25 protein-coding genes are annotated in these 21,133 nt (G+C 69.7%); 9 read left to right on the forward strand and 16 right to left on the reverse strand.

What is annotated here, in order from left to right; genetic code table 11:
* The 4 genes from ACO2SS_RS28005 to ACO2SS_RS28020 all read right to left on the reverse strand — a co-directional run.
* A partial coding sequence (locus tag ACO2SS_RS28005; protein WP_423281156.1) for an AAA family ATPase occupies positions 1 to 947 on the reverse strand: 947 nt, incomplete at its 3' end.
* A gap of 51 nt (positions 948 to 998) precedes the next feature.
* Positions 999 to 1,637, reverse strand: coding sequence for a DsbA family protein (locus ACO2SS_RS28010; protein ID WP_423281157.1), 639 nt, complete (start codon positions 1,635 to 1,637; stop codon positions 999 to 1,001).
* A gap of 32 nt (positions 1,638 to 1,669) precedes the next feature.
* Entirely contained in the window at positions 1,670 to 2,188 is a 519-nt protein-coding gene (locus tag ACO2SS_RS28015; protein WP_423281158.1) for a DUF721 domain-containing protein, read from the reverse strand.
* Positions 2,189 to 2,239: 51 nt separating this feature from the next.
* Positions 2,240 to 3,061, reverse strand: coding sequence for a formyltransferase family protein (locus ACO2SS_RS28020; protein ID WP_423281159.1), 822 nt, complete (start codon positions 3,059 to 3,061; stop codon positions 2,240 to 2,242).
* Positions 3,062 to 3,091: 30 nt separating this feature from the next.
* On the opposite strand from ACO2SS_RS28020, the gene mutY reads away from it, so the two are divergent.
* Complete coding sequence (mutY, locus tag ACO2SS_RS28025) at positions 3,092 to 4,279, forward strand: A/G-specific adenine glycosylase (RefSeq protein ID WP_423281160.1); 1,188 nt, start codon at positions 3,092 to 3,094, stop codon at positions 4,277 to 4,279.
* 204 nt (positions 4,280 to 4,483) lie between these two features.
* Here the strand turns inward: mutY and ACO2SS_RS28030 are convergent, their stop codons facing one another.
* The 11 genes from ACO2SS_RS28030 to ACO2SS_RS28080 form a co-directional block, all read right to left on the reverse strand.
* Positions 4,484 to 4,942, reverse strand: a complete 459-nt coding sequence (locus ACO2SS_RS28030; protein ID WP_423281161.1) for a MucR family transcriptional regulator — start codon at positions 4,940 to 4,942, stop codon at positions 4,484 to 4,486.
* Positions 4,943 to 5,050: 108 nt separating this feature from the next.
* Complete coding sequence (locus ACO2SS_RS28035) at positions 5,051 to 6,220, reverse strand: site-specific DNA-methyltransferase (RefSeq protein WP_423281162.1); 1,170 nt, start codon at positions 6,218 to 6,220, stop codon at positions 5,051 to 5,053.
* A gap of 143 nt (positions 6,221 to 6,363) precedes the next feature.
* Positions 6,364 to 6,993, reverse strand: coding sequence for a ribonuclease HII (locus ACO2SS_RS28040; RefSeq protein ID WP_423281163.1), 630 nt, complete (start codon positions 6,991 to 6,993; stop codon positions 6,364 to 6,366).
* A gap of 91 nt (positions 6,994 to 7,084) precedes the next feature.
* Positions 7,085 to 8,263 (reverse strand): PA0069 family radical SAM protein, encoded by a 1,179-nt coding sequence (locus ACO2SS_RS28045; protein ID WP_423281164.1) that lies wholly within the window; start codon positions 8,261 to 8,263, stop codon positions 7,085 to 7,087.
* Between the two features lie 83 nt (positions 8,264 to 8,346).
* The gene (locus ACO2SS_RS28050; RefSeq protein ID WP_423281165.1) at positions 8,347 to 8,964 is read right to left on the reverse strand and encodes a hypothetical protein; all 618 of its coding nucleotides are present in this window, start codon (positions 8,962 to 8,964) and stop codon (positions 8,347 to 8,349) included.
* 16 nt (positions 8,965 to 8,980) lie between these two features.
* The gene (locus ACO2SS_RS28055) at positions 8,981 to 9,367 is read right to left on the reverse strand and encodes a PIN domain-containing protein (RefSeq protein ID WP_423281166.1); all 387 of its coding nucleotides are present in this window, start codon (positions 9,365 to 9,367) and stop codon (positions 8,981 to 8,983) included.
* Positions 9,364 to 9,675 (reverse strand): type II toxin-antitoxin system Phd/YefM family antitoxin, encoded by a 312-nt coding sequence (locus tag ACO2SS_RS28060; protein ID WP_423281167.1) that lies wholly within the window; start codon positions 9,673 to 9,675, stop codon positions 9,364 to 9,366. The genes ACO2SS_RS28055 and ACO2SS_RS28060 overlap by 4 nt, the downstream gene beginning before the upstream one ends.
* Positions 9,676 to 9,732: 57 nt before the next feature.
* Positions 9,733 to 10,281 (reverse strand): molybdenum cofactor biosynthesis protein B, encoded by a 549-nt coding sequence (gene moaB / locus ACO2SS_RS28065; protein WP_423281168.1) that lies wholly within the window; start codon positions 10,279 to 10,281, stop codon positions 9,733 to 9,735.
* The gene (ypfJ, locus tag ACO2SS_RS28070) at positions 10,278 to 11,189 is read right to left on the reverse strand and encodes a KPN_02809 family neutral zinc metallopeptidase (RefSeq protein WP_423281169.1); all 912 of its coding nucleotides are present in this window, start codon (positions 11,187 to 11,189) and stop codon (positions 10,278 to 10,280) included. Before ypfJ ends, moaB begins: the two co-directional genes overlap by 4 nt.
* 65 nt (positions 11,190 to 11,254) lie before the next feature.
* Positions 11,255 to 11,545: a DUF1330 domain-containing protein gene (locus ACO2SS_RS28075; protein ID WP_423281170.1), complete on the reverse strand. Its 291-nt coding sequence runs from the start codon at positions 11,543 to 11,545 to the stop codon at positions 11,255 to 11,257.
* A gap of 28 nt (positions 11,546 to 11,573) precedes the next feature.
* Entirely contained in the window at positions 11,574 to 12,413 is an 840-nt protein-coding gene (locus tag ACO2SS_RS28080) for a uracil-DNA glycosylase (RefSeq protein WP_423281171.1), read from the reverse strand.
* A 784-nt stretch (positions 12,414 to 13,197) separates the two neighbouring features.
* Here ACO2SS_RS28080 and ACO2SS_RS28085 point away from each other — a divergent pair.
* The 6 genes from ACO2SS_RS28085 to ACO2SS_RS28110 all read left to right on the forward strand — a co-directional run bounded on the left by ACO2SS_RS28085 (position 13,198) and on the right by ACO2SS_RS28110 (position 19,294).
* Positions 13,198 to 14,862 (forward strand): electron transfer flavoprotein-ubiquinone oxidoreductase, encoded by a 1,665-nt coding sequence (locus tag ACO2SS_RS28085; protein WP_423281172.1) that lies wholly within the window; start codon positions 13,198 to 13,200, stop codon positions 14,860 to 14,862.
* A gap of 51 nt (positions 14,863 to 14,913) precedes the next feature.
* A complete protein-coding gene (locus tag ACO2SS_RS28090) occupies positions 14,914 to 15,144 on the forward strand; it encodes a hypothetical protein (protein WP_423281173.1) in 231 nt (76 codons plus the stop codon).
* The gene (locus ACO2SS_RS28095) at positions 15,135 to 15,914 is read left to right on the forward strand and encodes a nucleotidyl transferase AbiEii/AbiGii toxin family protein (RefSeq protein WP_423281174.1); all 780 of its coding nucleotides are present in this window, start codon (positions 15,135 to 15,137) and stop codon (positions 15,912 to 15,914) included. Before ACO2SS_RS28090 ends, ACO2SS_RS28095 begins: the two co-directional genes overlap by 10 nt.
* A 62-nt stretch (positions 15,915 to 15,976) precedes the next feature.
* Complete coding sequence (lysM, locus tag ACO2SS_RS28100) at positions 15,977 to 16,426, forward strand: peptidoglycan-binding protein LysM (protein ID WP_423281175.1); 450 nt, start codon at positions 15,977 to 15,979, stop codon at positions 16,424 to 16,426.
* Positions 16,427 to 16,569: 143 nt separating this feature from the next.
* Positions 16,570 to 18,372 carry a tetratricopeptide repeat protein gene (locus tag ACO2SS_RS28105; RefSeq protein ID WP_423281176.1) on the forward strand — a complete coding sequence of 601 codons (1,803 nt, stop codon included), beginning with the start codon at positions 16,570 to 16,572 and terminating at the stop codon, positions 18,370 to 18,372.
* Between the two features lie 31 nt (positions 18,373 to 18,403).
* Complete coding sequence (locus tag ACO2SS_RS28110) at positions 18,404 to 19,294, forward strand: 4-(cytidine 5'-diphospho)-2-C-methyl-D-erythritol kinase (RefSeq protein ID WP_423281177.1); 891 nt, start codon at positions 18,404 to 18,406, stop codon at positions 19,292 to 19,294.
* Positions 19,295 to 19,297: 3 nt separating this feature from the next.
* Here ACO2SS_RS28110 and ACO2SS_RS28115 read toward each other — a convergent pair whose 3' ends face one another.
* On the reverse strand, positions 19,298 to 20,317 hold the full coding sequence (locus tag ACO2SS_RS28115; protein ID WP_423281178.1) for a polyprenyl synthetase family protein: 1,020 nt from the start codon (positions 20,315 to 20,317) through the stop codon (positions 19,298 to 19,300).
* A 112-nt stretch (positions 20,318 to 20,429) separates the two neighbouring features.
* On the opposite strand from ACO2SS_RS28115, the gene ACO2SS_RS28120 reads away from it, so the two are divergent.
* A complete protein-coding gene (locus ACO2SS_RS28120; RefSeq protein ID WP_423281179.1) occupies positions 20,430 to 20,654 on the forward strand; it encodes a DUF2007 domain-containing protein in 225 nt (74 codons plus the stop codon).
* A partial coding sequence (locus ACO2SS_RS28125) for a tRNA1(Val) (adenine(37)-N6)-methyltransferase (RefSeq protein WP_423281180.1) occupies positions 20,647 to 21,133 on the forward strand: 487 nt, incomplete at its 3' end. The genes ACO2SS_RS28120 and ACO2SS_RS28125, both read left to right, overlap by 8 nt.

Genomic DNA, 21,133 nt, shown 5'->3' on the forward strand with positions numbered 1-21,133 from the left:
TCGGCGAGCTTCTCCTTGGCGCGGCGCTCCTCGTGCTCCAGCTCGTGCCGGGCGCCGGACAGGCGCCGCAATGCCGCCGCCGCCGCGACCTCCGCCTGCCGCAGCGGCTGGATCTCGTGCGCCGCGACGGCCTGCCGCTTCGCGGCCTCGGCCTGGATGGCGGTCTGCTCGGCGACCGCGTTGGTGTCGGTGCGGGCTGCCGCCGCGGCGGCGAGCGTCTCGCGCTCCGCATTGCGCCAGGCGACTGCCTGCAGGCGCGCCTCGAGCTTGCGGATCTCGGCCGAGAGCGTCCGGTAGCGCTGGGCCTGCCGGCCCTGGCGGCGCAGGCCCTCGGCCTGGCTGTCGATCTCGCGCAGCACGTCCTCGACGCGGGCGAGGTTCTCGTCGGCATGCCTCAGCCGCAACTCGGCCTCGTGCCGGCGCGCATGGAGCCCCGCGATGCCGGCCGCGTCCTCCAGGATCCGGCGGCGGGCCTGCGGCTTGGCGTTGATCAGCTCGCTGATCTGCCCCTGCCGCACCAGGGACGGGGAGCGCGCGCCGCTCGCGGCATCCGCGAACAGGAGCTGGACGTCGCGCGCCCGCACCTCGCGGCCGTTGACGTGATAGCTCGACCCGTGCTCGCGCTGGATCTTGCGCGAGACTTCGAGGGCGTCGGTGTCGTTGAAGGCGGCCGGCGCGGCCCGATCGGCGTTGTCGATCGCGAGCAGCACCTCGGCGGTGTTTCGGGCGGCGCGCGTGCCGGAGCCGGCGAAGATGACATCGTCCATGCCCGCGGCCCGCATGTTCTTGTGCGAGCTCTCGCCCATGACCCAGCGGAGGGCCTCGACGAGGTTGGACTTGCCGCAGCCATTCGGACCGACGACGCCGGTCAGGCCCGGCTCGATATGGACCTCCGTGGGCTCCACGAAGGTCTTGAAGCCGACGATGCGCAGCCGCGTCAGCTTCATGGGCGGACGAAGCTCCGCCGTCCGGCCCGTGGCGGGCCGGAGCCGGGCAGATCAGGCGCCGAGAATCGGCTTGATGATCTTCTCGAGCTCGTCAATCGAGGCTGCGCCCCTGATGCGCTGGCCGTTCACGAAGAAGGTCGGGGTCGAATCCACCTTGAACTTCTCCGCCCCACGGTTCTTCACCGCATTGACGGCGTCATAGAGCTTCTGGTCTTTCAAGGTCGTCTCGAACTTTTCCTGTGAAAAGCCGGCCTGCCGCATCGCCTGGGCGAGCGCATCGAGCGGCTTGTTCACGAAAGCCCAGCTCTGCTGGGTGTCGAACAGCATGTCGGTGATCGGATAGTAGCGCGCGGAATTGTCGGCCCGGGCCAGCATGAAGCCGGCGGTGGCGAGCGGGTCGAGCGGGAACTCGCGCAGCGTGAAGCGCACCTGGCCGGTGTCGATGTAGCGCTTCTTCAACTCCGGATAGGTCGCCTTGTGGAACTGGGCGCAATGCGAGCAGGTCAAGGATGCGTATTCGATGATCGTGACCTTCGCGCCCTCCGGCCCCTGCCAGGCATCGCCGAGCGGGCCGGCGACCGCGAGGTCGGCCAATGCCGCGTCCTGGGCGAGGGCCGAATGTGACTGCAGCAGGGTCGCCGCGCCGAGGGCGGCACCGAGCGTGCCCAGCGCTTCGCGCCGTGACAGCATGTGAAGATCTCCAGTTTCCAGGTGGGGATATACTACGACGAATGTGGCACGGGCGGGCTTCCGGTGCCACCGCGGTCGCGACGCTCCGCCGCAATCACGGCCGAACCGAGCCGCTCCAATGCGCTGCGGAGCGCGTCGTCGGAAACGCCCGTGGCCGCCTCCGTCGCGACAGCGCGATCCGCCGGGCTCGGCTCGGGCAGCGGAACAGGCGCCGCCGGGCGGATGACCGGACCCTGTTTGAGCACGATGCGCCCGACGCAGCGCCAGCCATAGAAGGCGTTCACCCGTTCGATGATCACGGGCGCGAGATGCTGCAGCTCCAGCGCGAAGGCGCTCTCCGTCCGCACGATCAGCGTCGAGGGCTCGGCCGGCGCATCCGGGATCACGCGGCGCGGCCATTCGACCTTGATGGGCTGCGAATAGGCGGCGAGCCGCTCGCCGACGATCTCCGGCCAGGACACGATGATGTCCGATCCCGAGAAGCCCTGCTTGGCGACCGTCGGGCCGAGGCAGGCATCGAGAAACTCGGCAAGGGGGGCGGCGCGCTTCATCGATCGATCGTCCAGGCCCCTCAGCTAGGCGCTGTACCGGGAGGCTGCAACTCAGGCGCGGAGGCGCAGGGCCGCGGCGAGGTCGCGCCAGCCGGCGCCCCGCCGCCCTTTTGTGGAGAGCCGGCGCATCTCCGCCGGCGTCGGAAAGCCGCGATAGGGCAGGACGGGCAGCAGCCGCTCGGCCGCGCGTCCGGCCGCGATGTCCGCGAGCACGCGATCGAGTTCGGGCAGGGCGGCCTCGTGCAGGCGCGCCGCCGCCTCGAGCGCCGTCAGGCCAGCGACGTCGGGCATCTGCACCTGGGCGAGGAGCGCCCCCGCATCGATCGTCGGCGCGAGCCGGTGGATGGAAACGCCCAGCTCCACCGGGTCGTCGAGCAGCGCAAGGATCGTCGGGACGGGGCCGCGATGCTTCGGGAGGAGACCCGGATGCACGTTGATCCCACCCGCGGCCGCGCTGCCGATGGTCTCCGCGCGCAAGATCTGGTCGAAGTGAAAGGTGAGAATCAGGTCGGCGCCGCTCTGGACGAGGCGCTCGCGGAAGGCAGGCGCGTTGACGTCCCGCACGTCGACGACCGGCACGCCCAGTTCGCGGCAGAGCCGCGGGATGGGCGTGCGGTCGACATCGCCCGCCCGAGCGCGCGGCAGCACGGCTCCGGCGATCCGGGGCGCCGAGAAATTGAGGAACAGGTAGGGGATGATCCGTGGTCCCGAATGGCGCAGCCGCTTCGCCGTCTGCCCGATCGCGCCGCCGGCCTCCGGCCGGAACGGGTCGGAGAGGCCCACGAATGCCAGCCGGCCCGGGTCGGCGGCGATGAAGCGGCGCACCGCGCGCGAGGCCGCGACCCCCTCGAGCGTGAGAAGGGCAATACGCATCACCTGGCTGGCCCGGCGCCGCGCACGCGCATGACGCTCACTCGTTCGAAGCGGAAGATTGCGGAGCCTCCTGCACCGGAGGTGCCCGGGGCGGATACGGTCGTAGTGCCACCCGGCGCCGAGGCCAAGCCGCAGGCCGCCGACCTTCTCTGCTGGTATGACCGGCATCGCCGCGACCTTCCCTGGCGGGCCCGTCCCGGCGAGACCCCGGACCCGTATCGCGTGTGGCTGTCGGAAATCATGCTGCAGCAGACGACGGTCACGGCGGTCCGGCCGTATTTCGCGGCCTTCCTGCAGCGTTTTCCGACCGTCGAGGCGCTCGCGGCCGCTCCGAGCGAGGCGGTGATGAGCGCCTGGGCCGGTCTCGGCTACTACTCGCGCGCCCGGAACCTCCATGCCTGCGCGCAGGCCGTGGTCGGCCAGCATGGCGGGTCCTTTCCCGATACGGAGGAGGGACTGCGCAAGCTGCCCGGTATCGGCGCCTACACGGCAGGCGCCATCGCGGCGATCGCCTTCGATCGGCCCGCCGCGGCCGTGGACGGCAACGTCGAGCGGGTCGTGTCCCGGCTGTTCCGGGTCGACGAGCCGATGCCGGCCGCGAAGGCCTCGATCCGCGCCCTGACGCAGGATCTCGTGCCGGTGGACCGGCCGGGCGACTTCGCCCAGGCGCTCATGGATCTCGGCGCGACGATCTGCACGCCGAAGCGTCCCGCCTGCGCGCTCTGCCCCTGGATGCGGCCTTGCCGGGCCCGGCAGGCCGGCCTGCAGGAGAGCTATCCCGTGAAGGCGCCGAAGCGCGAAGGCGTGCTGCGCCGTGGCGCCGCCTTCGTGGCAGTGCGGCCGGACGGGGCCATCCTGCTGCGGACCCGGCCGCCGAAGGGGCTGCTGGGCGGCATGGCGGAGGTGCCGACCAGCGAATGGCGCAGCGACTACGATCCCGCCAAGGCGATCCTCGACGCCCCGTTCGAGGCACGGTGGCGGCGCGCCGCGGGCGTCGTCCGCCACGTCTTCACGCACTTTCCGCTGGAGCTATCGGTTTTCGTCGGGCGTGCGGCTGCGGCCGCTGCGGCTCCCGAGGGCATGCGATGGGCGGGGCGCGACGAACTCGCCGCGGAACCGCTGCCCAACGTCATGAAGAAGGTGCTGGCCTTGGCCTTTGGCGGGGAACAGGCGGTCAAGCCGAAGCCTGTCAGTCGAGCAGTCAAGCGCCGAGGCTAGCGCGTGAACCCGAGCACGATCAGCCAAATATAGAGGGCAGCCCCGAGCGTGTAGCTGGCAAGATCGCTCGCGCTCGGGGAGATTTTACGCTTCTTCGACACGGGCATCCCAGGTTTGCCTGAAGAGACGGCGCGCTCCCGGATGGGAACGCGACCCTCTCCTTCAACCCGAGTGTTTCAGCCCGATGTCGCAATCTGATGGCGCTCAGCGGGCGGCAGCGCGGCGGCGGCTCGCGGCGCGCGGGGCGGGTTCTTCCTCGCGCTTGCGGCCGAGGCCAGCCGCCTTCGCGAGTTCCGAGCGCTGCTTGGCGTAATTCGGGGCAACCATCGGGTAGTCGCCGGCAAGGCCCCACTTGCGACGATACTGCTCGGGGGTAAGACCACGGCCAGCCAGATGACGCTTCAGCGACTTGTAGCGACGTCCATCCTCGAGGCTGATCAGGTAATCGGGCGTGATCGACTTCTTGACCGGCACCGGGGGAACAGGACGTTCGGCCTGCGCCGCCGGGGCCTGTCCGCTAAGTGCAGCAAGGCTTTGATGCACCGATGCGACCAGCGCGGGAAGTTCGCCTTGGGGGACTACGTTGTTGCCGACATAGGCCGCTACCAGTTCGGCCGTCAGCGATATGAGATCGCTGGCGGATGTCGGAGTGTCTGTGGTCATTCTAAAAAGCCTCACGGGAAATGCTTGGCGCGGACACGAAACAACGCGCACCGCCGCCCCTCCTGCAATCATGCAATGGTCAAGCTTGCAACGAAAATCCTTGCACGCTCATCCCAAACGAGCCCGCATTTCCGTTCTTAGTGCATCGAGGACGAGACGATTTCCCGCACGCTCGACGTGCCAGAAGGTCCAGCCGTTGCAGGCAGGCAGTCCCTGAACGAGCGCGCCGATCTTATGGATCGACCCGGCAGCGGGGCCGGCCTTGAGCGTGCCGTCGGCCCGGACCAGCGCCGATCTGCGGCCGGCCGCGCAGGTGACGGTCTCGCCGGGCTGCACGAGGCCTGACTCGATCAGCGACAGGAACGGGATGCGGGGTTCGGCCCGCTTCGCCGGGAGCGCTGCGGTCGCGGCCTCGTCCAGGGGACGCACGAGCGCGATCCGGCGGCGCGCCGCCTCGGCGTAGGTCTCCTCGCGCTCGATGCCGACGAAGCGGCGGCCGAGCCGGCGCGCCACGGCGCCCGTGGTGCCGGTCCCGAAGAACGGGTCGAGCACGACGTCGCCCGGGTTCGAGGCCGCCATCAGGATCCGGGCGAGCAGCGCTTCCGGCTTCTGCGTCGGGTGGGTCTTGCGGCCGGATGCGTCCTTCAGGCGCTCCTCGCCCGTGCAGAGCGGAAACAGCCAGTCCGACCGCATCTGTAGGTCGTCGTTGCCGGCCTTCAGGGCCTCGTAGTGGAAAGTATAGGACTTCGACCGCGCGTCCTTCGCGGCCCAGATCAGGGTCTCGTGCGCATTGGTGAACCGGCGGCCGCGGAAATTCGGCATCGGGTTCGCCTTGCGCCAGACGACGTCGTTCAGGATCCAGTAGCCGAGGTCCTGCAGCGTCGCACCGACACGGAAGATGTTGTGGTACGAGCCGATGACCCAAAGGGTCCCGTTCGGCTTCAGGATCCGGCGGCATTCGCCAAGCCACGCCCGCGTGAACGCGTCGTACTCGGCGAAGCTGGCGAACTTGTCCCAATGATCGTCGACAGCATCGACGAGCGACTGGTCCGGCCTGGTCAGCGCGGATTCGAGCTGCAGGTTGTATGGCGGATCCGCAAAGACGAGATCCACGCTTTCCGACGGGATCTCCCGCAGGATCTGAAGACAATCTCCGACGAGAACATCGTCGAGCCGAGGGGCGACGCACCCCCTCCGGGGCGTCGGAGCGGCCTGCCCGGTACGCGAGACCTGTTTCCGGGAGGCGGCGCCGACGGCCCCGGTACGCTGGGTACCCATGGCCAACACCGATTACGCAACTGACGCTGCGTTTATGGCCGGGCAGGGTAAAGGCGAGGTTTCCCGCGGAAGAAAACTGCGTCTCGTTTTGGGGCTGCAATTTTTGCCTACCCCGTTGATTCGACTTCGCTTTTCTTGAGCTGTCAAAGGCCCTGAAGGAGATCCCCGGCGGCCCGGACGGGTGCGAAGCTGTGCCGGTGGTAGGGGCAGGGGCCGTTTCCGGACAGCGCGGAGAGGTGCGGCGCGGTCGAGTAGCCGACATTCGAGCCGAAGCCGTAGGCGGGATAAACCTCGCCGAGCCGGCGCATCATGCGGTCGCGCACGACCTTGGCCACGATGGAGGCGGCCGCGATCGAGGGGACATGCGCGTCCCCCTTGATGATGGTCTCGACCGGGCAGGGGAGCCGGGGCGGATCGTTCCCGTCCACCAGGGCCACGTCCGGAAGGCAGGGCAGCGCCTCGAGCGCCCGGCACATGGCGAGCAGCGTCGCCTGCCGGATGTTGATGCGGTCGATCTCGGCGGCGGAGAGCGATCCGATCCCCACCTCCGCGGTCGCCAGGATCTCGAGGAAGAGCTCCTCGCGGCGGTCCCGGTCGAGCGCCTTGGAATCGGCGAGGCCCGCCGGTACCTTCTTCAGGTCGAGCACCACGGCGGCGGCGACCACCGGCCCGGCGAGCGGGCCGCGCCCGACCTCGTCCACGCCCGCGATGGAGCCGTGGCCGCAGCGCTTGAGCTTGCGTTCGCGCGTGAGTTTGAGCGGGGCGGGGGGCATGGGCGCGGCGATTCGATTCCGCGCCCAGAGGAACCGCGTTCGCCACCCCTGTCACGCCCGCCCGCGCAATATTCCCCAGTTCCGGCTCGCGTCAGAACAGCGCGAGCTGCGCCGTCTCCTTTGCGGGTTTCCGGAACAGGTCCGTGCGCAACTCGCGGCGGACGCGGTTGAAGCCCAGGCGCTCGGCCGCCTTCTCGAACCTGCGGCCGATCATCCAGGCATAGGGCCCGACGCCGGTCTGCCGCTGGCCCCACTTGGAATCGTAGAGCTTTCCGTCCCGCGTGCCTTCGACCAGCGACAGGACGTGCTTCATGCGGTCCGGATAGTTCTCGGCGAGCCAGTCGCGCACGAGGCCCTTCAGCTCGTGCGGCAGCCGCAGGAGCACGTAGCCGGCCTGGCGCGCGCCGGCCGCGTAGCAGGCCTGGAGGATGTTCTCGATCTCGTGGTCGTTCAGGGCCGGGATGACGGGCGCGACGAGGACGCTCACCGGAATGCCGGCCTCGGCCAGCATCCTGATGGCGGCGAGCCGCTTTTGCGGCGTTGCCGCGCGCGGCTCCATGCGGCGGGCGAGCTTCGGATCGAGCGTCGTCACCGAGATGGCGACCTTGGCGAGCCCGCGCGCCGCCATGGGGGCGAGAATGTCGATGTCCCGCGTGACGAGGGCCGACTTGGTCACGATGCCGACCGGGTGGTTCGTCTCGGCCAGCACTTCCAGCACCGAGCGCGTGATCCGGTACTGCTTCTCGATCGGCTGGTACGGGTCGGTATTGGTGCCGAGCGCCATCGTGTCGACCTTGTAGCCCGGCGCCGCGAGCTCGCGCCGCAGAAGCTCGGCAGCGTTCGGCTTGGCGAAGAGCTTGGTCTCGAAATCCAGCCCGGGCGACAGGCCCTGATAGGCATGGCTCGGCCGCGCGAAGCAGTAGACGCAGCCATGCTCGCAACCCCGGTAGGGGTTGATCGAACGGTCGAAGGAAATGTCGGGCGAATCGTTCCGGGCGATGATCGTCCGGGGCTTCTCGAGCGTGACCTCCGTCCGGATCGGCGCAGGCTCCTCGGCGAGGTCCCAGCCGTCGAAGGCCGCCTCGCGCTGGATCGGCTCGAAGCGGCCGTCCGGATTGCCGTTGACGCCCCGCCCGCGCCGGCGCTCGGTGTCCACCGTCGCGTAGGTCCGCAATTCCGGCCGACGGCGCTCGACATCAGCGGGCGGCGGCACGACCGGCCCCGAGCGCTTCGCATCCTGCTGAGTTCTTCTGAGACGAACCGTGGCCATCTCTGCCTCGCCAGTTCCCCGACAGACCCAGAGATAAGAACAAAAAGAGAACATGACAAGGGCCGGCATTGCGGCCCCTCGATTCAGGCTCCCGGAGCGACGGCGGGCAGGTATCCGGCCCGGAGGGCGGCGACGGAGGGGGCGGGCGTCAGAACCTGCACCTCGGCGGCGGGGTCGGCCTCGATCCCGTCCTCGTAATGCGGCCCGCGGCAGGGATGGAGCGCGCCTCGCCACAGCAGTGCGGGCCCGGATCCCGCATCCTCCACGAAGACGCCGTCGGGAAGATCCGCCAGCCTTGCCCGGAACCGCCGCTGGCCGCGGGCGAGCGGATCGATGCGGGCCGCGTGCAGTCGGCGGTCCATCTCGCCGGCGGAGGGCAGGGGGCCGCCGTGAGCGTCCGCCCAGGCGCGCCGGTAGGCGTTGAAGGCGTCCCGGCGGCACTCGGCGCAGGGCCGGTGCCCGGCCGCCAGAGCGACCGCCTCGTCCAGGAAGAAGAGCTCCGTGTAGCGCCGCGGCGCCATCAAGGGGCGGCGCCGGCCCTTGAATTCCAGCCTGCAGATGATCCAGTGCTGGTGCCGCCAGCGCGCCCGCCCGAGCCGCCCCTCCTCGTCGTGCAGGATGCCGCGATTGCCCATCCAGGCGCCACGGAACGGCAGGGCGACAATCTCGCCCGTCGGCAGAACGCGGTTCTGCCGGGTCATCGGCACTCGGCCCCGGTCAAGGCCGAACGGTCCCGAACCCCAAGGCCTGAGCGGCGGCGATGAGGCGTGCGTCGTAGCTCGCAAGGGTCAGCGGGGCGCCGCGCTCCCGGAGAAAGCTCATCGCCGCAAGATGCAGGCCGTCGAGCGTCCGCACGGGCACAGGGAAGGGCTGCAGCGCGCGTGCGACTGCGTGCTCCGTCAACTCGAGCAACTCGACGCGGTCAAGGATGTCCTCCGCCCTTCGCAGACGATACGGGCCGGCCCGGCGAGCGAATAATCTGTTCAGCACCTCGAGCTGCAGAAGGCGGCTCGACGCGAATGGCTGTTGCCAGAAGTCTCTCGGCGGACGCCGTGCTTCGGTCAGGATGTCTGCCAGAGCGACCGAGCTATCCAGGTAGATCAACGATCCTCCCGGTCACGGGCGAGGTCGGCCATCAGCTGCTCGAACGGAATATCCGGATCATCGGCGGGCGGAGGTCCGCGGTCCGGCAGCGGCTCGCGCCAATCCCGCTTCGCCGGCGTCAGCCAGCCTTCCCGGCGACCCTGCTCGCGAATTGCCTCCACGGACGGGTCCGAAGCGAGGCGACGAGGAGGCCCAAGTTCCGCGACGACGCGGTCGTGGTCGGTCACGAGCACTGTCTCGCCCGCCTCTGCGGCGCGGACATACTCGCTGAGCCTGCCCTCGAGGACCTTGATGCCGACGGTCCGCATGCCGGAAAGGTAGCTACCGGCCTGTTGCCGGTCAACGAAGACGGGATCTGGTTCCGACTAGCTCTTCTTCCGCCGCAGATGCTCGTCGAGACGTGGCATGATCTCGACGAAGTTGCAGGGCAGGTGCCGGTAGTCGAGCTGCGAGGCGAGGATGCCGTCCCAGGCGTCCCGGCAGGCGCCGGGCGAGCCGGGCAGGCAGAAGATGTAGGTCGCCCCCGCGACGCCTGCGGTCGCCCGCGACTGGACGGTCGAGACGCCGATCTTCCCGAACGAGATCTGGTGGAAGATCGTCGAGAAGCCGTCCATGCGCTTCTCGAAGAGCGGCTCCAGCGCCTCCGGGGTGACGTCGCGGCCCGTGAAGCCGGTCCCCCCGGTCGTGATCACCACGTCCACGTCCGGGTCGGCGATCCAGGCCCGGACCTTCGCCCTGATCTCCTCCACGTCGTCCGGCACGATGGCCCGGTCGGCGAGGCGATGGCCGGCCTCGGTCAGCCGCCCGACGAGCGTGTCGCCCGAGCGATCCTCGGCGAGGCTGCGCGTGTCGGAGACGGTCAGCACCGCGATCCCGAGCGGGATGAACTCGCGCGGCGGCTTCGGCTGGCTCACAGGCGGCTCGCCCGGAAGGTGTCGCAGCTCTGCACTTGGCCGCTCTTGAAGCCGGTGAGCAGCCAGCGGACGCGCTGCGCCGAGGAGCCGTGCGTGAAGGAATCCGGGACGACGCGGCCCTGGCCGCGCTTCTGCAACTGGTCGTCGCCGATCGCCTCGGCGGCCGCGACCGCCTCCTGCATGTCGCTCTCGTCGATCGCGTTCCAGCGCTGGTTGGAATGCTTGGCCCAGACGCCGGCGAGGCAATCGGCCATCAGCTCGACCCGGACCGAGAGCTGGTTCGCCTCGCGCTCCCCGACCTCGCGCTGGCGCGCCTGCACCTTGGGCAGGATGCCGAGCACGTTCTGCACGTGATGCCCGACCTCGTGCGCGATCACGTAGGCATAGGCGAAGTCGCCGCCTGCCTTGAACCGCCGCTGCATCTCCTGGAAGAAGCTCGTGTCGAGATACACCGACTTGTCGAGCGGGCAGTAGAAGGGGCCCATGGCCGATTGTGCCATGCCGCAGCCGGAGCGCGTGCCGCCTGCGTAGAGCACCATCCTGGTCGGCGGATAGGAGCGGTTCACCTGCGCGCGGAGGACATCCTTCCAGACATCTTCGGTATTGCCGAGGATCGCGGCCGCGAAGCGCCCGACCTCGTCGCTTGGCGCGCCCGTCCGGCTCGGCGCCGGGGGCGCCTGCCGCTCGTAGCCGGACTGGCCGCCGCCCCGCGTCATCATCTCGGCGCCGCCGATCAGGATGCGCGGGTCGATCCCGAGCGCCCAGCCGACGAGGCCGAGCACGATCACGGTGCCGATGCCGAGACCGCCGCCGCCGCGGCCGATCGGGATGCCGAAGCCCCCGCCGCCGCCACCCTGGCCGCGGCGATCCTCGACATAGTCGGAGGTGCGGAAATCTTCCCAGCGCATGCCTGACCCGGCTCCCTGTGGCCTTCCTAATCGGCAGCCGCCACGCTTGTTCCTGCCGGACGCCCTCAGACGCCTTCGATGATCCGGATGTCGCGCTCCGCCCCGCCCGCCAAAGCCTTCATGGCCTCCTGGTAGGCCGGGCTGTCATGGGCCGCCTTCGCCTGCTCGACGCTATCGAACTCGATCAGGACGGTGCGCTGCTCGAGGCCGACCTCATAGACCTGGGAGGGCAGCCCCCGCGCCAGGATCCGCCCGCCCGCCGCGGCGATCGCCGGTCCGCTGAGCTTCGCATAGGCGGCAAGCGCGTCGGGGTTGCTGACCGAACGGTAGGTGGCGACCCAGTATGCCTTTGCCATCGCGTGCTCTCCTCCAGATGCGGCAGCCTTACTCCGAGACCTGCGCCTCGTCCAAGGCTCGTCGGAGCAGGCGCAGATCGCGCCAGGCTAGGCGTTTGTCGATCGGCTGGCGCAGCAGGTAGGCCGGGTGCAGCATCGGCAGCGCCCGCACCGGATGCTGGAGCCCGGAATACGCGACCCAGCGGCCGCGGACCCGTTTGATGCCCTCCTTCAGCCCGAGCAGCGTCTGCGTGGCCGGGGCCCCGAGCGTCACCAGGATGCGCGGCGCGCAGAGCTCGATCTGCCGGAGCGTGAAGGGCAGGCAGATCGCGACCTCCTGCGGCGTCGGCGTCCGGTTTCCCGGCGGCCGCCAGGGCACGACATTGGCGATATAGACATGGCTGCGGTCGAGCCCGACCGACGCGAGCATGCGGTCGAGCAGCTGTCCCGCCCGGCCGACGAAGGGCTTTCCGGCCCGGTCCTCCTCCGCGCCCGGTGCCTCCCCGACCAGCATGATCTCGGCCTGCGGGTTGCCGTCGGCAAAGACGAGCTGCTTGGCGGTCCGCTTCAGGGCGCAGCCCTCGAAAGCCGCCACCATGGCTTCGAGCTCGGCCAAGGTGCCCGCTTCGCGCGCCCGCATCCTGGCGTTTTCGGCGACTTCGTCCGGAGGCGCCGTCGCGGCGAGGGGAAGCGCCCGGGCCACCCCGTCTTCGGCAGGCCGCGCCACGGCAGGAGCCGCGATCTGGGGCGGGGCTGCCGGCGGCGCCGGCCGCGCATCCTCGGCGAACCGGTCGTGCGGCGCCTCGTCGAGCGCCATGTCGATCCCGGCTGCGACATAGAAGTCGAACAGGGCGACGAGTTGCGCGTGGTCGGGCCGGGCCTCCATCATCCGCCCATCCTACCGGGCCGCGCCGGGCCGACCAAGGCTCCTGTCTCGGCCGGGACGGTGGTGAAGCGTGAGCCACCTGTCCGCTCACCCCGGCGAAGGCCGGGGTCTAGCGGCGCCACCCGTCTTTGCGAGCGCAGCGAAGCAATCCAGCGCTTCTGCCGCCTCCCCGCTCACCCCGGCGCAGGCCGGGGTCCAGTCACTGGGCACCGGCTTTCGCCGGTGTGAGCGGAATCCCGAGTTGACAATCCTAGCATTTATTCCTATAACCTCCGCACTCCCCTCCGGCGAGGGAGCCGCGTGCGCACCGGTCACGTCTGGCGGAGGGGAGGACGGGTCCCGGGGTCTCGGTTCGGTAGCCGGGGCGTCCGGGCGGCTGACCGGGCGCGTGCCTATGGGGCCGAAAAGACCGTCGCGGGACGCCGGGAGGGACCTGGCAAATCCGCAAATTCCTATCATTGAAGGCCGGAGAACCGGCGTCCCGCTCCCCTCGATGAGGAACGAGACCGCTCTTCGACAGTGCCGATGGACCAGACCCCGGGCCGGGGAAGGACGGCGCGTGCCCGCCACCCGCCCATCCCGGCGAAGGCCGGGATCCAGTCCCGTGGGCACCGGCTTGCGCCGGTGTGAGCGCCGAGAACCGCAAGGGGAGGAGGATGCGCGCCCGAATGGCGCGCCTCCCTCCGAGCCGCAAAGCCTCGTCGAACTTGTCACCGCGGCCCAGGTTGCCCCATAGCAGTCTCGAACGGTTGTAAGGCGCGGCGGAATTCGGCGCACGAGGAGAGTCATGGACCTGCCCGAACGGGAATCGATGGAATTCGACGTCGTTATCGCGGGCGGCGGGCCGGCAGGCCTCGCGACTGCGATCCGGCTCAAGCAACTCGCCGCAGAGGCGGGCACCGATATTTCCGTCGTCCTCGTCGAGAAGGGCTCCGAGATCGGCGCGCATATCCTGTCCGGCGCGGTGATCGACCCGATCGGGCTCGACCGGCTGCTCCCCGAGTGGCGCCAAGCGCCCGACCGCCCGCTCACCACGGAAGTCACGAAGGACGAGTTCCTCTTCCTCGGCCCGGCCGGGGGCGTGAAGATCCCCACGATCGGCCTGCCGCGGCTGATGGACAACCACGGCAACTTCATCGGCTCGCTCGGGAACGTTGCGCGCTGGCTCGGCCAGCAGGCCGAGGCGCTCGGCGTCGAGATCTATCCGGGCTTCGCGGCCGCGGAGGTCCTGGTCGAGGACGGCAAGGTCGTCGGCATCGCGACCGGCGACATGGGCGTCGGGCGGGACGGGCAGCCCAAGGCGGACTTCACCCGCGGGATGGAGTTGCGCGGCAAGTACACCATCCTGGCCGAGGGCGCGCGCGGCAGCCTCACCAAGGGCATCATCCAGCGCTTCGCGCTCAACAAGAATTCCGACCACCAGAAATACGGGATCGGCGTGAAGGAGCTCTGGCAGGTCCGGCCGGAGAAGTTCCAGAAGGGCCTCGTCCAGCATTCCATGGGCTGGCCGCTGCCGAACAAGGCGGGCGGCGGCTCCTGGCTGTACCACTTCGACGACAACCTCGTGTCGGTCGGCTTCGTGGTGCATCTGAACTACGAGAACCCGACGCTGTCGCCTTTCGAGGAGTTCCAGCGGCTCAAGACCCATCCGATGATCCGCGACACCTTCGAGGGCGGCAAGCGGATCGGCTATGGCGCGCGCGCCATCATGGAAGGCGGCTGGCAATCGGTGCCGAAGCTCGTCTTCCCAGGCGGATGCCTCGTCGGCGATTCGGCCGGCTTCGTGAACGTTCCCAGGATCAAGGGATCACACAACGCGATCCTGTCCGGCATGCTCTGCGCCGAGCACGTGGCGAGCGCGATCTCGGAAGGCCGCCAGCACGACGAGCTCATGGGGTACGAGAACGCCTGGCGCGGCTCCGATATCGGCCACGACCTGTTCCGCGTCCGGAACGTGAAGCCGCTCTGGTCGCGCTACGGCACGATCGTCGGCATCGGGCTCGGCGGGATCGACATGTGGGCGAACCAGCTCCTCGGCACCTCGCTGTTCGGGACGCTCTCCCACGGCAAGCCCGATTACGAGACGCTGAAGCCGGTCAGCGAGGTCAAGCGCATCACCTATCCGAAGCCGGACGGGGTGCTCACCTTCGACCGCCTCTCCTCCGTCTACCTGTCCAACACCAATCACGAGGAGGATCAGCCGGTCCATCTCCAGGTCAAGGACATGGAACTGCAGCGCCGCTCGGAGCACGACGTCTTCGACGGGCCGTCCGCCCGCTACTGCCCGGCCGGCGTCTACGAATGGGTGGAAGAGGGGAATGCCCCGCCGCGCTACGTGATCAACGCGCAGAACTGCGTGCACTGCAAGACCTGCGACATCAAGGACCCGAACCAGAACATCAATTGGGTCACGCCCGAGGGCGGCGGCGGGCCGAACTATACGGATATGTGACGGAAGGGGCGCTGCTTGAGGCCGGGCCGATGGTCCGGCATCATCGCAGCCATGCAAACGTCCGTGCTCGAGATCGAGCGGCATTTGGCGGAACTCCTCGACCGTACGGCCGAGGAGTTCGGGGCGACCGCGCTCTGGAACATCCCGTCGGATCTTCCGACGCGTGAGAGGGCGAAGGTTTTCTACGCCGGCATCGCCAAGCACGGGGGCCGCAAGGGCATGCGCCGCGCCGTGGAGATCCGACGCGCCCTGGAGGCGCTGGGCGAGACGCCGTGGCACTGACCGAGGCCCAGAAGGCAGTCCTCAAGGCGCTTGCTCCGAACCGGTCGCCCGCGAGCGTCTTCGCGGGAGGCGCAACGCTCAATCGGGCGGGGCCGCGCCGATCCCGCGATCTCGACATCGAGCATCCAAGTCCCGAGGCCCTGGCCGATGCTCTAGCCCGGGACGAGGTGGCCCTGCGCAGGGCGGGTTTCGAGGTCACGCCGAATTCCGATCTGAGGCCCGGCGGCGGTTTCGCCGAAGTCCTCGTCAAATCATCTCTCGGCGAAACGCTCGTGGACTGGACCTTCGATAGCCCGGTTCGGTTCTTCCCGGCGCAGCAGGATCCGATATTCGGCTGGCGCCTTCACGACTTCGACCTCGCCGTCAACAAGATCCTGGCTCTCGCCGGCAGACGGGAGCCGCGCGACTATGTCGACCTGGTGGCGATCCATCGCTCGGGCTGCTCCATCGCTAGCCTTGCCTGGGCGGCTTGCGGCAAGGACGCGGGCCTGACCCCCGGGCTGATACTCGACGAGATCACGCGCAACTCCTCCTTCACGGCCGAGCAGATCAAGGCATCGGTCGACGTGGAGGGCGACCTGGACCTTCCAGGCCTCAAGCGCGACTTCCTGGATGGCGTGGCGGCGGCCCGCGATCTGTTCTCGACCCTCCCGCTGGAGCAGGCGGGCCATGTCTATCTCGATGCCGGAGGGCGAGCCTGCCTACCCGATCCGGCGGGCCTCGCTGCGGGTAGGCTCACTTTGCGAGAGGCCAAGCCAGGCGGCGGGTGACGCATCAGGAACCGGACCGCCCCGCCGGGCTTCTTTCGGACGGGCACACCGAGGAGGCGACGATGGGTCTGTTCAGTTTCATCAAGGACGCGGGCCACAAGCTTTTCGGCGGCAGCGCTCAGGCGGCCACGGCAGACGACCTCAAGAAGGAGGTCCAGGGCCATGGCTTCGATGCAACGAAGCTGAACATCGATGTTCAGGGCGACAAGGTGAAGGTCTCCGGCCAGGCCATGAACCAGGAAGAGGCGGAGAAGATCATTCTCTCGCTGGGCAACACGATCGGCGTCAGCGAGGTCGATACCAGCGGCCTGCAGGTGCAGCAGCCGTCCGTCGAGGCGAAGTTCTACACGGTGAAGAAGGGCGACACGCTCTGGAAGATCGCCGAGGAGCATTACGGCAAGGGCAACGGCGCCAAGTATGTCGAGATCGTCAAGGCCAACACGCCCCCGGTGAAGAACCCCGACCTCATCCAGCCGGGCTGGGTCTTGCGAATCCCGCCGCTCGCGGCGTAACCCGGGCCGCACGGCGCGGCGTCGGCGTCCGCCGACGCGGCGTCGTTGCGCCTTGCCGCCTCTCGGCGAACCCGCCATGGTGACCCGGCGCAACGCAGCGGCGACGGCGCTTGGTTCGTCGCCGGCGAAGAAGCGGAGCCGAGATGGTGGCCTGGTTGAGGAAGCCTTCCCTTGCGGGAGCGGTCGGCGTGGTGCTGGTCGCGACCCTGGGCGCAGGCATGTCGCCCGCCTGGGCGAAGCGCAGCTCCGCTCCGGCGCGGGTTGAGTCGAAGCTCGGCTTCGGTCCGGCCTCCAGCCTCGAGGGAAATTACCTCTCGGCCTATATCGCCGGCACCGCCCGGGACACTGCCGCGGCGGCGATGTTCTATCGCGAGGCCCTCAAGGAGGACCCGCGCAATCCGGAGCTTCTGGAGCGGGCCTTCGTGGCGCTGCTCGCCGATGGCGACCTCGCCGGCGCTACGAATGCCGCGGAGCGCATCGTCAAGCGCGACCCGCAGAACGGCCTCGCCCAGCTTTCGCTCGCGGTGCGGGCGATCCGCGCCAAGCAATATGTGACGGCGCGCTCGCTGCTCGTCAGGAATGGCCGCGGGCGGGCCGCCGACCTCACGGCGACCCTGCTGACGGCCTGGGCCTTCGCCGGCTCGCGGGAGGGGCGGCGCGCCCTCGATACCGCGGACCAGCTCCGCGGCGAGCGCGGCTTTTCCGCTTTCCGCGACTACCATGCGGGGCTGATCGCGGCCCTCCTCGGAGACAATGCCGAGGCGGAGCGCCGGCTCAAGGCCGCCTACGAGAGCGAGAAGACGACCCTGCGGATCGTCGACGCCTATGGCCGCCTCCTGTCCAAGCGCGGGGACAGGGATGGTGCGCTCGCCGTCTACAGCGGGTTCGATGCGCTTTCGCCGCGGCACCCGATGGTGAAGGCCGCCATGGAGCAGCTCAGGGCCGGCAAGACGCTCCCGCCGCTCATCGCCAACGCCCAGGAAGGGGCGGCCGAGGTCCTGTACGGGCTCGGCTCGGCGGGCAGCCAGCAGGGCGATGAGCTCGCCTCGATCGTCTATCTCCGGCTCGCGCTCCAGCTGCAGCCCGACCACTCGCTCGCCATCCTGACGCTCGGGGAGGTCTACGAGCGGCTCAAGCGGACGGAGCAGGCGCTCGCCATCCTGAAGGGCATTCCCGAAACCTCTCCGCTGCGCGCCAGCGCGGATGTGCAGATCGGGATCAGCCTGGAGCAGCTCGGCCGCGGCGAGGAGGCCGTGCAGCATCTGGAGAAGCTCGGCAAGCAGCGCCCGGACGACAACGACGTCCTCGTCGCCCTCGGCAACGTCTACCGCTCGCGCAAGCAATATGCCCAGGCGGCGGAGATCTACGGCAAGGCGATCGAGCGCACGGCGGCCGACGATGCCGGGCTGTGGCCGCTCTACTATTATCGCGGCACCGCCTATGAGCGGGCGAAGGACTGGCCGAAGGCCGAGGCCGACCTGAAGAAGGCGCTGGAGCTCGTTCCGGACACCCAGCCGATGGGGAAGAGCCAGGTCCTCAACTATCTCGGCTATTCCTGGGTCGACCAGAACATCAACCTGGACGAGGCCTTCAAGATGCTGCGCCGCGCGGTGGAGCTGAACCCGCGCGACGGCATGATCATCGACAGCCTCGGCTGGGCCTATTACCGCTTCGGGCGCTGGGACGATGCGGTCCGCGAGCTGGAGAAGGCGGCGGAGCTTAAGGCCGGCGATCCGGTCATCAACGATCACCTGGGCGACGCCTACTGGCGCGTCGGGCGCAAGCTCGAGGCGAAGTTCCAGTGGCAGCACGCCAAGGATGCGCATCCGGAGCCCGAGGACCTGGCCAAGATCGAGGAGAAGCTGAAGAACGGCCTCCCCGAGGAGCCGAAGCCGGCCGAAGTCCAGACGAGCGTGCCGCCCGGCGAGGAGAAGAGCGGCGGCTGACCTCGGGTCGACCGCCCGCGAGGCACGCCGCATGTCGGGTAGGGAAGAGGGCGGGCGCGTCCTGTCGACGCGCGCTCCGGCCAAGGTCAATCTGACCCTGCACGTCCTTGGCCGGCGCCAGGACGGCTATCACGAGCTCGAGAGCCTCGTCGTCTTCGCAGGCATCGCCGACCGCCTCGAACTCCGGCCCGGTCCGGAGCTGTCCCTGCAGGTCGAAGGCCCGACTGCCGTCGCGGCAGGGCCCACGGGCGACAATCTCGTGCTCCGCGCCGCGCGGGCACTCGGCGAGCGCGTGCCGGGCCTGCGGGCCGGCGCCTTCCGCCTCACGAAGAACCTCCCGGCGGCAGCCGGGATCGGCGGCGGCTCCTCAGACGCCGCCGCAGCCCTGCGGCTCCTGGCGGAGCTCAACAACCTCTCCGTCCGTGACGGTGCCGTGTTCGAGGCGGCGCGGGCGACGGGCGCCGACATTCCGGTCTGCCTCGAGCCGCAGGCCCGGATGATGCGCGGGGTCGGAGAACGCATCGGCCCGCCGCTCGGCCTGCCGCCGCTCTTCGCCCTGCTCGTCAATCCGCGGGTCGCCGTCCCGACACCCGAGGTCTTTCGCAGGCTGGGAAAAGTGCCGGGCGAGCTCGGCCCCTCCGATCACCCGAAAGTCCCGGCAGGGCAGGGGACGGCCGCGCTCCGGTCGGCCGTGGCGGCGGGGCGGAACGACCTCGAGCCGCCGGCCCTTGCGGCCCAGCCGATCATCGGGGCGGCCCTGGCCCGCCTTCGGGCGCTCGATAGCTGCCGCCTCGCCCGGATGTCGGGATCGGGCGCGACCGTGTTCGGGCTGTTCGACGATTGCCGCGCGGCCGCCCGGGCCGCCCGGGTGCTCCGCGCCGCCGAGCCGGGCTGGTGGGTGAAGCCGACCGTCTTCCGCTGAGCCTCAGCTCACGCGGGCGATGCAGAAATCCACGGCCCGCAAGAGGGCCGTCTTCATCGGGCTCTTGGGGAAGAGGGCCAGCGCGTCGCGCGCCATCGCGCCGTAATGCCGCGCCCGCTCCACCGTGTCCTCGATCGCCCGGTGCCGGCGCATGATGCCGACGGCGCGCTCGAGGTCCTCCTCCTGGACATCGGCGCGCTCGATGGTCCGGCGCCAGAAGGCCCGCTCCTCGTCGTCCCCGCGGCGGAAGGAGAGCACGACCGGCAGCGTGACCTTCCCTTCCCGGAAATCGTCCCCGACATTCTTGCCCAGCGCCGAGGAGGTGCCGCCGTAATCGAGCGCGTCGTCGACGAGCTGGAAGGCGATGCCGAGATTCATGCCGTATGAGCGGCAGGCGGCCTGCTCGGCCTTCGAGCGCTCCGCGATGACGGCGCCGACCTCGCAGGCTGCGGCAAACAGCTCCGCCGTCTTGCCGCGGATGACGTTCAGGTACTCGTCCTCGTTCGTCTCGGTGTTCTTCGCGGCCGAAAGCTGCAGCACCTCGCCTTCCGCGATCACGGCGGCGGCCGAGGACAGGATGCCGAGCGCGGGCAGCGAGCCGACCTCGACCATCATCTTGAAGGCCTGCCCGAGCAGGTAGTCGCCGACGAGGACGCTGGCCTCGTTGCCCCATTTCATCCGGGCGGCGATCTTGCCGCGCCGCATGGTCGAGGCGTCCACCACGTCGTCGTGCAGGAGGGTCGCCGTGTGCATGAACTCCACGGCAGCCGCCAGGCTGACATGGCCGGCGCCGCGATAGCCGGCGAGCCCCGCGGTCGCGAGGGTCAGCATCGGCCGGAGGCGCTTGCCGCCCGAGGAGATCAGGTGATTGGCCACCTCCGGAATCATCGTCACCCGGGAGCCGGTGCGGGAGATGATCAGGGCGTTCACACGCTCCATGTCGTCCCGCACGAGCGCGATGAGGTCGTCGAGATCCGGCGGGGTGCCTGGAGCCCTCTCCTCGAATGACAGCACGACGCCCACGGGCTACTCCCAAAAGCCGAACGCGCGCGCCGGCCGGATTGGCGTGGACGCTCGCATGACGTGGCACCTGCCGCAACGCGCGGGGTTGACGCAAGAGGGATACCCTTCGGGCATGGTTGAGCTGGTGCGAACCAACGACGTCGTCCTCATCGGATTGATCGAGAGCCTGCTCGAGGCCGAAGGCATCCCCGCCCTCGTGGCGGACGCCCATATGGGCGCGCTCGAAGGCTCGATCGGGGCCTTTCAACGTCGCGTGCTGATTCCCGAGGATTGGGCGCCTCGTGCGCGGCGGTTGCTGACGGAGGCCGGTCTCGGGGCCGAGCTCAGGGATGCCTGAGCCGGACCTCCAGGTCACCGAGGATCGTCTGTTCGGCGGGAGGGTCACGCTGCTCCAGCCGCGGCGCGGGCATCGCGCTGGCACTGATGCCGTGCTGCTGGCCGGGCTGGCGGATGTCCGGCCAGGGGATCTGGTCGCCGATCTGGGGGCAGCCACCGGCGCCGTGGGCCTGATGATCGCGGCCCGGGAGCCCGCCTCCCGGCTGGTGCTGGTCGAGCGCGACCCGGACCTCGCGGCGCTCGCCGTCCAGAACATCCGGGCGAATCACGCCGCGGATCGCGCGGAGGTCGTCCGGGCCGACCTCTTCTGGCCGGCCTCGGCGCGCGCCGAGGCCGGCCTGCGGTCCGGCCAGGCCGACCTCGTCGTCACCAACCCGCCCTTCTGCGAAGGGGAGGGGCGTCCCGCGCCGGAGGCGCGCCGGCGCTCGGCGCACGAGATGGAGGGGGGTGGGCGCGCCGAGTGGAGCGCGAGCGCGGCCG

Origin of the sequence: Enterovirga sp. CN4-39 (assembly GCF_049446235.1) — a bacterium.
GTDB lineage: Bacteria > Pseudomonadota > Alphaproteobacteria > Rhizobiales > Beijerinckiaceae > Enterovirga.